The sequence below is a fragment of the Klebsiella sp. RCJ4 genome (genome assembly GCF_009025755.1).
GTDB classification, from domain to species: domain Bacteria; phylum Pseudomonadota; class Gammaproteobacteria; order Enterobacterales; family Enterobacteriaceae; genus Klebsiella; species Klebsiella michiganensis.
Map to the genome: position 1 here is coordinate 123,075 of NZ_WCIN01000039.1, position 12,919 is coordinate 135,993.

General features: G+C 58.2%; 10 protein-coding genes. 7 read left to right on the forward strand and 3 right to left on the reverse strand.

Translation table 11 applies throughout. The features are described from left to right. Positions 1–42 precede the first annotated feature (42 nt). The 3 genes from deoA (at position 43) to deoD (ending at position 3,457) form a co-directional block, all read left to right on the forward strand. Positions 43–1,365 (forward strand): thymidine phosphorylase, encoded by a 1,323-nt coding sequence (deoA, locus tag F8562_RS16925; RefSeq protein WP_014227832.1) that lies wholly within the window; start codon positions 43–45, stop codon positions 1,363–1,365. Positions 1,366–1,417: 52 nt separating this feature from the next. Continuing rightward, positions 1,418–2,641, forward strand: coding sequence for a phosphopentomutase (gene deoB, locus F8562_RS16930; RefSeq protein ID WP_014837353.1), 1,224 nt, complete (start codon positions 1,418–1,420; stop codon positions 2,639–2,641). 93 nt (positions 2,642–2,734) lie between these two features. After that, complete coding sequence (gene deoD, locus F8562_RS16935; protein WP_004098401.1) at positions 2,735–3,457, forward strand: purine-nucleoside phosphorylase; 723 nt, start codon at positions 2,735–2,737, stop codon at positions 3,455–3,457. Positions 3,458–3,506: 49 nt separating this feature from the next. On the opposite strand, the gene lplA is transcribed toward deoD, so the two are convergent. Beyond that, entirely contained in the window at positions 3,507–4,523 is a 1,017-nt protein-coding gene (gene lplA, locus F8562_RS16940; protein ID WP_042934273.1) for a lipoate--protein ligase LplA, read from the reverse strand. 10 nt (positions 4,524–4,533) lie between these two features. Next, positions 4,534–5,175 carry a YtjB family periplasmic protein gene (locus F8562_RS16945; protein ID WP_014227835.1) on the reverse strand — a complete coding sequence of 214 codons (642 nt, stop codon included), beginning with the start codon at positions 5,173–5,175 and terminating at the stop codon, positions 4,534–4,536. A gap of 104 nt (positions 5,176–5,279) precedes the next feature. Here F8562_RS16945 and serB point away from each other — a divergent pair, with 104 nt between their 5' ends. The 3 genes from serB to nadR are packed head-to-tail and all read left to right on the forward strand — an operon-like array spanning position 5,280 to position 8,897. Beyond that, on the forward strand, positions 5,280–6,251 hold the full coding sequence (gene serB, locus F8562_RS16950) for a phosphoserine phosphatase (protein WP_014227836.1): 972 nt from the start codon (positions 5,280–5,282) through the stop codon (positions 6,249–6,251). Between the two features lie 9 nt (positions 6,252–6,260). Next, positions 6,261–7,643, forward strand: coding sequence for a DNA repair protein RadA (gene radA, locus F8562_RS16955; protein WP_004098408.1), 1,383 nt, complete (start codon positions 6,261–6,263; stop codon positions 7,641–7,643). 21 nt (positions 7,644–7,664) lie between these two features. Continuing rightward, a complete protein-coding gene (nadR, locus tag F8562_RS16960; RefSeq protein ID WP_004098414.1) occupies positions 7,665–8,897 on the forward strand; it encodes a multifunctional transcriptional regulator/nicotinamide-nucleotide adenylyltransferase/ribosylnicotinamide kinase NadR in 1,233 nt (410 codons plus the stop codon). A 108-nt stretch (positions 8,898–9,005) separates the two neighbouring features. Here nadR and ettA read toward each other — a convergent pair whose 3' ends face one another. After that, complete coding sequence (gene ettA / locus F8562_RS16965; protein ID WP_014227837.1) at positions 9,006–10,673, reverse strand: energy-dependent translational throttle protein EttA; 1,668 nt, start codon at positions 10,671–10,673, stop codon at positions 9,006–9,008. A 273-nt stretch (positions 10,674–10,946) separates the two neighbouring features. On the opposite strand from ettA, the gene sltY reads away from it, so the two are divergent. Then, positions 10,947–12,884, forward strand: coding sequence for a murein transglycosylase (sltY, locus tag F8562_RS16970; protein ID WP_014837356.1), 1,938 nt, complete (start codon positions 10,947–10,949; stop codon positions 12,882–12,884). Positions 12,885–12,919: the final 35 nt, after the last annotated feature.

Below are 12,919 nucleotides of genomic sequence, written 5' to 3' on the forward strand. Positions count from 1 at the left end.
CGGCCTGTGGTTGGCCTTTGACTCTTTCCTCGGGAGGTTATCTTGTTTCTCGCACAAGAAATTATTCGTAAAAAACGTGATGGTCATGCGCTGAGCGATGAAGAGATTCGTTTTTTCATCAACGGCATCCGCGACAACACCATCTCAGAAGGGCAGATCGCCGCGCTGGCGATGACCATTTTTTTCCACGATATGTCTATGCCGGAACGCGTTTCGCTGACCATGGCGATGCGGGATTCAGGGACCGTTCTCGACTGGAAGAGTCTTAATCTCAATGGCCCGATCGTCGATAAACACTCTACCGGCGGCGTAGGCGATGTGACCTCGCTGATGCTGGGGCCGATGGTCGCGGCCTGCGGCGGCTATGTCCCGATGATCTCGGGGCGCGGTCTCGGGCACACCGGCGGTACGCTCGACAAGCTGGAAGCGATTCCTGGGTTCGATATTTTCCCGGACGATAGCCGCTTCCGTGAAATCATTAAAGATGTCGGCGTCGCGATTATCGGGCAGACCAGCTCTCTGGCGCCGGCGGACAAACGTTTTTACGCCACGCGCGATATCACCGCAACGGTGGACTCTATCCCGCTGATCACCGCCTCCATTCTCGCCAAGAAGCTGGCGGAAGGCCTGGACGCGCTGGTGATGGATGTCAAAGTCGGCAGCGGCGCCTTTATGCCTACTTATGAGCTTTCCGCCGCGCTGGCCGAAGCGATCGTCGGGGTATCCAACGGCGCCGGCGTGCGGACGACCGCGCTGTTAACCGATATGAACCAGGTGCTGGCTTCCAGCGCCGGTAATGCGGTGGAAGTGCGTGAAGCCGTGCAGTTCCTCACCGGCGAGTACCGCAATCCGCGGCTGCTTGAGGTGACGATGGCGCTGTGCGTCGAGATGCTGATTTCCGGCAAGCTGGCGCAGAATGACGCCGACGCGCGGGCGAAGCTACAGGCGGTGCTGGATAACGGTAAAGCCGCAGAAGTCTTCGGCCGGATGGTGGCGGCGCAAAAAGGGCCGAACGACTTCGTGGAAAACTACGATAAGTATCTGCCGGCCGCGATGCTGAGCAAAGCCGTCTATGCCGAAGGCGAAGGGTTTGTCGCCGAAATGGACACCCGCGCGCTGGGCATGGCGGTGGTATCAATGGGCGGCGGTCGCCGTCAGGCATCGGATCTGATTGATTACAGCGTCGGTTTCACCGACGTGGTTCGCCTCGGCGCGCGTATCGACGCGCAGCAGCCGCTGGCGGTTATCCATGCTAAAGATGAAAACAGCTGGCAGGAAGCGGCCAAAGCCGTGAAAGCGGCCATTAAACTTGACGATAAAGCGCCTGAAATGACGCCGACGGTCTATCGTCGTATCACCGAATAGTTATATACTGATCTGATCGCTTTTTTGCAGCGCAAAAGGTACGGAGAATAATATGAAACGTGCATTTATTATGGTGCTGGACTCATTCGGCATCGGTGCGACTGAAGACGCCGATCGCTTTGGCGACGTCGGTTCAGACACCATGGGCCATATTGCAGAAGCCTGTGCCAAAGGCGAGGCTGACAACGGCCGCAAAGGCCCGCTCAATCTACCGAATCTGACCCGTCTGGGGCTGGTTAAAGCCCATGAGGGTTCTACCGGTAAAATTGCCGCCGGTATGGACGGCAGCGCGGACGTTATCGGCGCCTACGCATGGGCGCATGAGCTCTCTTCCGGTAAAGACACCCCGTCAGGCCACTGGGAAATCGCCGGCGTGCCGGTTCTGTTTGACTGGGGCTACTTCCCCGAGCATGAAAACAGCTTCCCGCAGGAACTTCTGGATAAACTGGTTAAGCGCGCAAACCTTCCGGGCTACCTCGGCAACTGCCACTCTTCCGGTACCGTTATCCTCGACCAGCTGGGCGAAGAGCATATGAAAACCGGCAAGCCGATTTTCTATACCTCCGCTGACTCGGTATTCCAGATTGCCTGTCATGAAGAGACCTTTGGTCTCGATAAGCTGTACGAGCTGTGTGAAATCGCGCGTGAAGAGCTGACCGAAGGCGGCTACAACATCGGTCGCGTTATCGCGCGTCCGTTTATCGGCGACAAAGCCGGCAACTTCCAGCGCACCGGTAACCGCCACGATTTGGCCGTTGAGCCGCCGGCGCCGACGGTGCTGCAGAAGCTGGTCGACGAGAAAAAGGGCCAGGTTGTATCGGTGGGTAAAATCGCCGATATCTACGCCAACTGCGGTATTACCAAAAAGGTGAAGGCGACCGGCCTGGATGCGCTGTTTGACGCCACCATCAAAGAGATGAAAGAAGCGGGAGACGAGACCATCGTCTTCACCAACTTCGTGGACTTCGACTCTTCCTGGGGCCACCGCCGCGACGTTGCAGGCTATGCCGCAGGGCTGGAGCTGTTCGATCGCCGTCTGCCGGAGCTGATGGAACTGGTCGGGGAAGATGACATTCTGATCCTGACCGCCGACCACGGCTGCGACCCGACCTGGACCGGTACCGACCATACCCGCGAGCACATTCCGGTGCTGATCTATGGCCCGAAAGTGAAGCCGGGTTCGCTGGGTCACCGCGAAACCTTCGCCGATATCGGCCAGACCTTGGCAACGTACTTCGGTACGTCTCCGATGGAATACGGCAAAAACATGCTGTGATTATTTGCCCGGTGAGCCTCGCTCGCCGGGCCTTTTTTGTCGACCTGATTAGGCATAGCCGCCATCAGGTAAAACATTCAGAAGGATTTAACGATGGCTACTCCACACATTAACGCAGAAATGGGCGATTTCGCTGACGTTGTGCTGATGCCTGGCGACCCGCTGCGCGCGAAGCACATTGCAGAAACGTTCCTTGAAGATGTCCGCGAAGTGAATAACGTGCGCGGTATGCTGGGCTTCACCGGTACCTACAAAGGCCGCAAAATTTCCGTTATGGGTCACGGCATGGGGATCCCATCCTGCTCCATTTACGCAAAAGAGCTGATCACCGACTTCGGCGTCAAAAAAATCATTCGCGTCGGCTCCTGCGGCGCGGTGCGTATGGACGTTAAGCTGCGCGACGTGGTTATCGGCATGGGTGCCTGCACCGACTCTAAAGTTAACCGTATGCGTTTTAAGGACCACGACTTTGCGGCGATTGCCGACTTTGGCATGGTGCGTAACGCGGTTGACGCGGCAAAAGCGCTGGGCGTTGACGCTCGCGTGGGCAACATTTTCTCCGCTGACCTGTTCTATGCGCCGGACGGCGGCGAAATGTTCGACGTGATGGAAAAATACGGCATCCTGGGCGTGGAAATGGAAGCGGCCGGCATCTACGGCGTCGCGGCGGAATTTGGTGCGAAAGCGCTGACCATCTGCACGGTCTCCGACCACATCCGTACCCACGAGCAGACCAGCTCCGCTGAACGTCAGACGACCTTCAACGACATGATTAAAATCGCGCTGGAATCCGTTCTGCTGGGCGATAAAGAGTAATCATCTCTTTGGCCCTCTCCCTATGGGAGAGGGCCGGGGTGACCGCACGTTAGCGTACCGCGCCGGCAATCCATGCCGAGAGCTCCCGCAGCGCTTTCTCCTGCTCCGGGAAATCCACGAGTAATGCATCGCACTCCTGCTGCAGCATATCCGCGCGGTAGAGGCATCCCTGCAGCCTGGCGGCCAGCGCTTCCAGCGGCGCCGGGTTGAGGCTGTCGGTAAAAATCTGCGTGCGCGTGATATGGCCTTTTTCGACGTCGAAATGGAGCTCTACGCCGCCCCAGGTAAAACGTTCATCCAGCAGATGGCTGAAGGCCGGAGCCTGGCCAAAGTTCCACTCCCAGCTGCTCTGGCGGGCAAAGGTCGCGGCAAAATTCGGCAGGTCCGGCATTTTCTCCGGAGAGATCACTTCGGCCTCCACGCGCTCGCCGTAATGGGCGAAGAACGCCTCCTGAATCGCCTCGCAAACCTGCTGATGGGTAATGCCCGGCAGCAGCTCGACCAGATTGGCTACCCGTCCGCGCACGGAGGTAATGCCTTTGGCCTGCAGCTTCTTCTTATCGGGATTGAGGTAGTTGGCCAGGCGGCTTAAATCGGCGTTCAGCAGCAGCGTACCGTGGTGAAAGCCGCGATCCATCGTTTCGCGATAGGCGGAACCGGAGACCTTGCGGTCGCCTTCGGCGGTTTTGACCACCAGATCGTTGCGGCCCGAGGCTTCCGCCGCTACGCCCAGCGCATTCAGCGCCGTCAACACGATATTTGTGGAAACGGTTTTATCGTACTCCGGTTTGCCGGCCATAAAGGTAAAGCAGGTATTGCCCAGATCGTGGAATACCGCGCCGCCGCCGCTGCTGCGACGGGCCAGGCGCACGTTATCTTCTTCCATACGTCGGGTGTTGCACTCTTTCCACGGGTTCTGCGCGCGGCCAATGACCACCGTATCGGCATTGCGCCAGAGAAACAGCACCCGTTGAGTCGCGGGCATCTGGCGAAAAATAGACTCCTCAACCGCCAGATTGAACCAGGGGTCGTAAGAGTCGGAGAGCAGCAGGCGCAGCGTGGTCATGGCGATTTCCTTATTCTGATTCATCTTTATCTTCATCCTGCACCGGCTTATTGGCGGTGAGCAGGAAAGGCGATTGCTGCCAGCGGGTACGTTTACCCTGCAGCAGGGTGCGCGTCAGGACGACACCGATGGCCAGAGATAGCAGCAGCATCAGACGCAGGATATTGGTGGTATTATCGACCTGCTGCGCTTCGGTGGCCAGGGTATGGGTATCCAGCGTCAGGCGCAGGTAGCCGAGCGGGCCGTTTTTACCCTGAACAGGTTCGACGATTTGCTGGTTGAAGTAGCCGCCGGCTTTTTTACCGTCCAGCGCCAGCCGATCGCGTACCTCGACGCTTTCGCCGGAACGCGCCACCAGGTCGCCCTGTTCGTCATATACGCCGGCGTCGAGGATCCGGCTTTTATGGGTAAGCTGATCCAGCAGCTGGCTAATCCGCTTTTCGTCGGGCGTTTCGCTACGCATCAGCGGCGCCAGGTTGAGCGTGACCTGCTGGGCGAGCGTGCGGGCCAGCTCTTCCAGCTGCGGATTGCGCTGCTTCTGGCTGTTCTGGCTGAACCATGAGGCCCCCTGCATCAGGGCGACGAGGAGCGCGAGACAGATCAGAACAATCACCGCGCGATGCAGCCGGAATTTAAGTTTTGCGCGTACCATATTCCACCTTTGAAAATTTGCAGCTTAATGTTGCCAGAAGCGCTGGTTACAAGGTAGCCTCATGCGTTATTTTCCTCGCCTGAATGAAGTTATGTGGAGCCGTGATGCCAAACAGTTTGACCTGGTGCGACCTGCCTGAAGATGTTTCCCAGTGGCCTGGATTGCCGCTTTCCCTGAGCGGTGATGAGGTCATGCCGTTGGATTATCACGCCGGACGCAGCGGCTGGCTGCTGTATGGCCGCGGTCTTAACAAGCGTCGCCTGACCGAGTGGCAGCGCGAACTGGGGGCGGCCCTGGTGATTGTTGCCTCCTGGGCGGTTGACGACTATCAGGTGATTCGGCTGGCTGGTTCTTTAACGCTACGGGCGACCCGTCTGGCCCATGAGGCCGGTTTTGACGTCGCGCCGCTGGGTAAAATCCCGCATTTACGTACGCCGGGGCTGCTGGTCATGGATATGGACTCGACGGCGATTCAGATTGAGTGCATTGATGAAATCGCCAAACTGGCCGGTACCGGCGAGCTGGTCTCTGAAGTGACCGAGCGCGCGATGCGCGGCGAACTTGATTTTACCGCCAGCCTGCGCCAGCGGGTGGCGACGCTGAAAGATGCCGATGCCAATATTCTGCTGCAGGTGCGGGAAACGCTGCCGCTGATGCCGGGCCTGACCCAGCTGGTGCTGAAGCTGGAAACGCTCGGCTGGAAAGTGGCGATCGCCTCCGGCGGCTTCACCTTCTTTGCCGAGTATCTGCGCGACAAGCTGCATCTCGACGCGGTGGTCGCCAACGAACTGGAGATCATGGACGGTAAGCTGACCGGCAACGTTATCGGCGATATCGTCGATGCGAAATACAAAGCCAATACGCTGCGTAAACTGGCGGAAAAGTATGAGATCCCGCCGGCGCAAACCGTCGCCATTGGCGATGGCGCAAACGATCTGCCGATGATTAAAGCGGCAGGACTCGGCATCGCCTATCATGCTAAGCCCAAAGTTAATGAACTGGCGGAAGTGACAATCCGCCACGCTGACCTGATGGGAGTATTCTGTATTCTCTCCGGCAGCATGAATCAAAAGTAAGAGGTTAACGTGGCGAAAGCTCCAAAACGCGCATTTGTCTGTAATGAATGCGGTGCGGATTATCCGCGCTGGCAGGGGCAGTGCAGCGCCTGTCATGCCTGGAATACCATAACCGAGATGCGTATTGCCGCTTCGCCCCAGGTGGCAAGAAACGAACGTCTGTCAGGATATGCCGGTAATGCCGGCGTATCGAAAGTGCAGAAGCTCTCCGATATCAGCCTCGAAGCGCTGCCGCGCTTTTCGACCGGCTTTAAAGAGTTTGACCGCGTGCTCGGCGGCGGCGTGGTGCCGGGGAGCGCGATTCTGATCGGCGGCAACCCCGGCGCGGGTAAGTCGACTCTGCTGCTGCAAACCCTGTGTAAGCTCGCCGAAGGTATGAAAACGCTCTACGTCACCGGGGAAGAGTCGCTTCAGCAGGTGGCGATGCGCGCTCACCGTTTAGGCCTGCCGACGGCTAACCTCAATATGCTGTCAGAAACCAGCATTGAGCAGATTTGCCAGATTGCCGATGAAGAAAAGCCGCAGTTGATGGTTATCGACTCCATCCAGGTGATGCATATGGCCGACGTACAGTCGTCGCCGGGCAGCGTGGCCCAGGTGCGCGAAACGGCGGCCTATTTAACGCGCTTTGCCAAGACGCGCGGCGTGGCTATCGTCATGGTCGGCCACGTGACCAAAGACGGCTCGCTGGCCGGGCCGAAAGTGCTGGAGCACTGTATCGACTGCTCCGTGCTGCTCGACGGCGACGCCGATTCTCGTTTCCGCACCCTGCGCAGTCATAAAAACCGCTTCGGCGCGGTCAACGAGCTGGGCGTATTCGCCATGACCGAGCAGGGGCTACGTGAAGTGAGCAACCCCTCGGCTATCTTTCTGAGCCGCGGTGACGAAGTGACTTCCGGCAGTTCGGTGATGGTGGTCTGGGAAGGCACGCGACCGCTGCTGGTGGAGATCCAGGCGCTGGTCGATCACTCGATGATGTCCAACCCGCGCCGCGTGGCGGTGGGGCTGGAGCAGAACCGTCTGGCGATCCTGCTGGCGGTTCTGCATCGTCACGGCGGTCTGCAAATGGCCGACCAGGACGTCTTCGTCAACGTCGTTGGTGGGGTGAAGGTCACCGAAACCAGCGCCGATCTGGCGCTGCTGCTGGCGATGGTTTCCAGCCTGCGCGACCGTCCGCTGCCCCAGGACCTGGTGGTTTTCGGCGAAGTGGGTCTGGCAGGCGAGATTCGCCCGGTGCCGAGCGGCCAGGAGCGTATTTCAGAAGCGGCTAAGCATGGTTTTCGTCGGGCGATTGTTCCGGCAGCCAATGTGCCGAAAAAAGTGCCGGAAGGGATGCAAATCTTTGGCGTGAAAAAGCTTGCGGACGCACTTAGCGTCTTTGACGACTTATAATAAGTTAAAAGGAGACTCGCGATGTCGTCATTTGACTATTTAAAAAGCGCCATTAAGCAGAAGGGGTGTACGCTACAGCAGGTAGCTGACGCCAGCGGGATGACAAAAGGCTATCTGAGCCAGCTGCTGAACGCGAAAATTAAAAGCCCCAGCGCGCAGAAGCTGGAAGCGCTGCACCGGTTTCTCGGGCTGGAGTTTCCGCGTCGGCAAAAAAGCGTTGGCGTGGTATTTGGTAAGTTTTACCCGCTGCATACCGGCCACATCTATTTGATTCAGCGCGCCTGTAGCCAGGTCGATGAGCTGCACATCATTATGGGCTACGACGATCCCCGCGACCGCGAGCTGTTTGAAAAGAGCGCGATGTCGCAGCAGCCGACCGTGCCCGATCGCCTGCGCTGGCTGCTGCAGACCTTCAAGTACCAGAAAAATATCCGCATCCACGCCTTCAATGAAGAGGGAATGGAACCTTATCCGCACGGCTGGGACGTCTGGAGCCGCGGGATTCGCGCCTTTATGAACGAGAAGGGCATTGAGCCTAACTGGATCTACACCTCGGAAGAGGGCGACGCGCCGCAGTATCTGGATCATCTGGGAATTGAAACCGTACTCATCGATCCTAAACGCACCTTTATGAACATCAGCGGCGGGCAGATTCGTGAAAACCCGTTCCGCTATTGGGAATATATTCCTACCGAAGTGAAGCCGTTTTTCGTGCGCACGGTGGCGATCCTGGGCGGTGAATCGAGCGGTAAGTCGACGCTGGTGAATAAGCTATCCAATATCTTTAATACCACCAGCGCCTGGGAGTATGGCCGCGACTACGTCTTTTCGCACCTCGGCGGCGATGAGATGGCGCTGCAATATTCCGACTACGACAAGATTGCCCTCGGCCACGCGCAGTATATTGATTTCGCGGTGAAGTATGCCAATAAGGTGGCGTTCATCGACACGGACTTTGTCAGCACCCAGGCGTTCTGTCTCAAGTACGAAGGGCGGGAACACCCCTTTGTGCAGGCGCTGATCGACGAGTATCGTTTTGACCTGGTCATCCTGCTGGAAAACAACACGCCGTGGGTGGCCGATGGTTTGCGTAGCCTTGGCAGCTCGGTGGACCGCAAAGAGTTTCAGACGCTGCTGGTGTCGTTGCTCAAGGAGAACGAGATAGATTTTGTGCATGTGAAAGAGGCCGACTACGATGCCCGCTTCCTGCGCTGCGTGGAGCTGGTGAAAGAGATGATGGGCGAGCAGGGATAGGCCTTCTGCGGCCTGATGCCGCATGAATGCCTGCGCCTGGCTACAGCCCTCTCCCGGCGGGAGAGGGGGCAAACACGAAAAAGGGCAACCTGCGTTGCCCTTTTGCTTTTATTTCGCGATACGTTTGTACTTAATACGCTTCGGCTCCAGCGCATCGGCGCCGAGGGTGCGTTTCTTGTACTCTTCGTATTCGGTAAAGTTACCTTCGAAGAACTCCACCTTACCTTCATCCTGGTAGTCCAGAATGTGGGTCGCGATGCGGTCGAGGAACCAGCGGTCGTGCGAGATAACCATCGCGCAGCCCGGGAACTCCAGCAGGGCGTTTTCCAGCGCGCGCAGGGTTTCGATATCCAGGTCGTTGGTGGGTTCATCGAGCAGCAGGACGTTACCGCCCACCTGCAGCAGCTTCGCCAGGTGCAGACGACCGCGCTCACCGCCGGACAGCTCGCCAACGCGCTTGCCCTGGTCAACGCCTTTGAAGTTAAAGCGGCCCACGTAGGCGCGGCTCGGCATCTCGGTGTTGCCAATCTTCATGATATCCAGCCCGCCGGAAACTTCTTCCCATACGGTTTTGCTGTTGTCCATCGCGTCGCGGAACTGATCGACGGAGGCCAGCTTGACGGTTTCACCCAGGGTGATTGAACCGGCATCAGGCTGTTCCTGACCGGACATCATGCGGAACAGGGTGGATTTACCCGCGCCGTTCGGGCCGATGATGCCGACGATAGCGCCTTTCGGTACCGAGAAGCTCAGGTCGTCAATCAGCAGACGGTCGCCGTAGGACTTACGCAGGTTGCTGACTTCCACGACTTTATCCCCCAGACGTGCGCCTGGCGGAATAAACAGTTCGTTAGTCTCGTTACGCTTCTGGTACTCGACGTTGTTAAGCTCTTCAAAGCGCGCCAGACGGGCTTTGCCCTTAGACTGACGGCCTTTCGCGCCCTGACGGACCCACTCCAGCTCTTTCTCGATTGACTTACGGCGCGCCGCTTCCTGAGAAGCTTCCTGCGCCAGACGCTGATCTTTCTGCTCCAGCCAGGAGGAGTAGTTGCCTTCCCACGGAATACCTTCGCCGCGGTCAAGCTCAAGGATCCAGCCGGCGACGTTATCGAGGAAGTAGCGGTCGTGGGTAATTGCCACGACGGTGCCTTCGAAATCGTGCAGGAAGCGTTCCAGCCACGCGACGGACTCTGCATCCAGGTGGTTAGTCGGTTCGTCGAGCAGCAGCATGTCTGGTTTTTCCAGCAGCAGGCGGCACAGCGCGACGCGGCGGCGCTCACCGCCGGACAGGTTGGCGATTTTCGCGTCCCAGTCCGGCAGACGCAGGGCATCCGCCGCACGCTCAAGCTGGACGTTCAGGTTATGGCCATCGTGCGCCTGGATAATCTCTTCGAACTTGCCCTGCTGAGCGGCGAGCTTGTCGAAGTCGGCATCCGGCTCCGCGTATTTGGCGTACACCTCGTCGAGACCTTTCAGGGCGTTGACCACTTCGGCCACCGCTTCTTCAACCGACTCACGTACGGTCTGCTCCGGATTGAGCTGCGGCTCCTGCGGCAGATAGCCGATTTTCAGGCCCGGCTGCGGACGGGCTTCGCCTTCGATATCGGTATCGATGCCGGCCATGATGCGCAGCAGGGTAGACTTACCGGCGCCGTTCAGACCGAGAACGCCGATTTTTGCGCCAGGGAAAAAGCTCAGGGAGATATTTTTCAGAATATGACGTTTCGGCGGAACCACTTTGCCGACACGATGCATGGTATAAACGAATTGAGCCACGTTGGACTTCGCCTCTTTTATATACTCTTCATCCCTCAGGCTCGCTTGATGCAGCCAGAATGATTTTGAGTAGGGTAGTGAATAGTTTTCAAAGGCGAAGTGTAGCCTTTTTCGCGCTTTAATCCCAGCGAGGCGATGGGATTCACAAAAGCGTAAAAAAATGTCCGGGACGTGGCGCGATTCGCGTTGTCTGATTAGCATATCTACGTAATACCTGAAATTTTTGCCCGCGGCATGATGCTGCTGTGGTGTATCTGAATAGAGGAAGAGCTTGTGGAAAAAGCCAAAACTGTGACGTGGCGTCTTCTGGCCGCCGGCGTAAGTCTGCTGACGTTAAGCCAACTGGCGCATGCGGATTCACTGGATGAACAGCGCAGCCGCTATGCTCAAATTAAACAGGCGTGGGACAGTCGACAAATGGACGTCGTCAACCAGCTGATGCCCACCCTGACGACCTATCCGCTCTATCCTTATCTCCAGTACCGGCAGATTACCGACGATCTGATGAACCAGCCGGCGCTGGTGGTGACCAACTTTATCGCTGCCAACCCGACGCTGCCCCCCGCGCGCTCGCTGAAATCACGGTTCGTCAATGAACTGGCGCGCCGTAGCGACTGGCGCGGCCTGCTGGCCTTCAGCCCGGATAAGCCGACCGGCACCGAGGCGCAGTGCAATTACTACTATGCGAAGTGGAACGTCGGCCAGGCTCAGGAGGCCTGGGACGGCGCCAAAGCGCTGTGGCTGAGCGGCAAAAGTCAGCCAAACGCCTGTGACCAGCTGTTTGGCGCCTGGCGCGCCTCCGGCCAGCAGGATCCGCTGGCCTACCTTGAACGCATTCGCCTGGCGATGAAAGCGGGCAATACCAGCCTGGTGCGGGTCCTGGCCCAGCAGATGCCTGCTGATTATCAAACGATTTCGACGGCGGTCATCGCGCTGGCTAACGATCCCAATAGCGTGATGACGTTCGCCCGGACAACCGGCGCGACGGATTTTACCCGCCAGATGGCGGCGGTCGCGTTTGCCAGCGTTGCGCGGCAGGATGTGGAAAATGCGCGCCTGATGATCCCCTCATTAGCGCAGGCGCAGCAGCTCAATGAAGATCAGATTCAGGAGCTGCGGGACATCGTCGCCTGGCGCCTGATGGGCAGCGACGTGACCGAAGAGCAGGCCATCTGGCGCGACGATGCCATCATGCGTTCGCAATCCACCTCGCTGGTGGAGCGCCGGGTTCGTATGGCGCTGGGCCTTGGGGACCGCCGGGGCCTGAACACCTGGCTGGCGCGCTTGCCGATGGAGGCGAAAGAGAAGGACGAATGGCGCTACTGGCAGGCCGATCTGCTGCTGGAGCGCGGGCGCGATGACGAAGCGAAAGATATTCTCCGCTCGCTGATGCAGCAGCGCGGCTTCTATCCGATGGTCGCCGCGCAGCGCCTTGGCGAGGAGTACAGGTTCCGCATCGATAAAGCGCCAGCGAACCTCGATCCGGCGCTGACCTCGGGGCAGGAAATGGCGCGGGTGCGCGAACTGATGTACTGGAATATGGATAACACCGCCCGCAGCGAGTGGGCCAATCTGGTCACCAGCAAGACCAAAGACCAGCAGGCGCAGCTGGCTCGTTACGCGTTTAATCAGAACTGGTGGGATCTCAGCGTCCAGGCCACCATCGCCGGTAAATTGTGGGATCAGCTGGAAGAGCGTTTCCCGCTGGCCTATAACGACCTCTTTACCCGCTATATCAGCGGTAAAGATATTCCGCAAAGCTACGCGATGGCCATTGCGCGTCAGGAGAGCGCCTGGAACCCGAAAGCCGGTTCACCGGTTGGCGCCCGCGGTCTGATGCAGATTATGCCGGGGACGGCAACGCATACGGTGAGCATGTTCAGTATTCCCGGCTATAGCGGTCCATCGCAGCTGCTCGATCCGGAAATGAACATCAACATTGGTACCAGCTATCTGCAATATGTTTACCAGCAGTTTGGCAATAACCGTATCTTCGCCTCCGCGGCCTATAACGCCGGTCCCGGGCGGGTGCGCACGTGGCGGGGCAACAGCGGTGGCCGCATTGACGCGGTGGCGTTTATTGAGAGCATTCCGTTCTCTGAAACGCGCGGCTACGTCAAAAACGTTTTGTCCTATGACGCCTACTATCGCTATTTTATGGGCCAGAAAGAGACGCTGCTGAGCGATGCGGAGTGGAAGCTGCGCTATTAATATCGCCGTCGTCGGGCAACATCGTATGTCGCGAT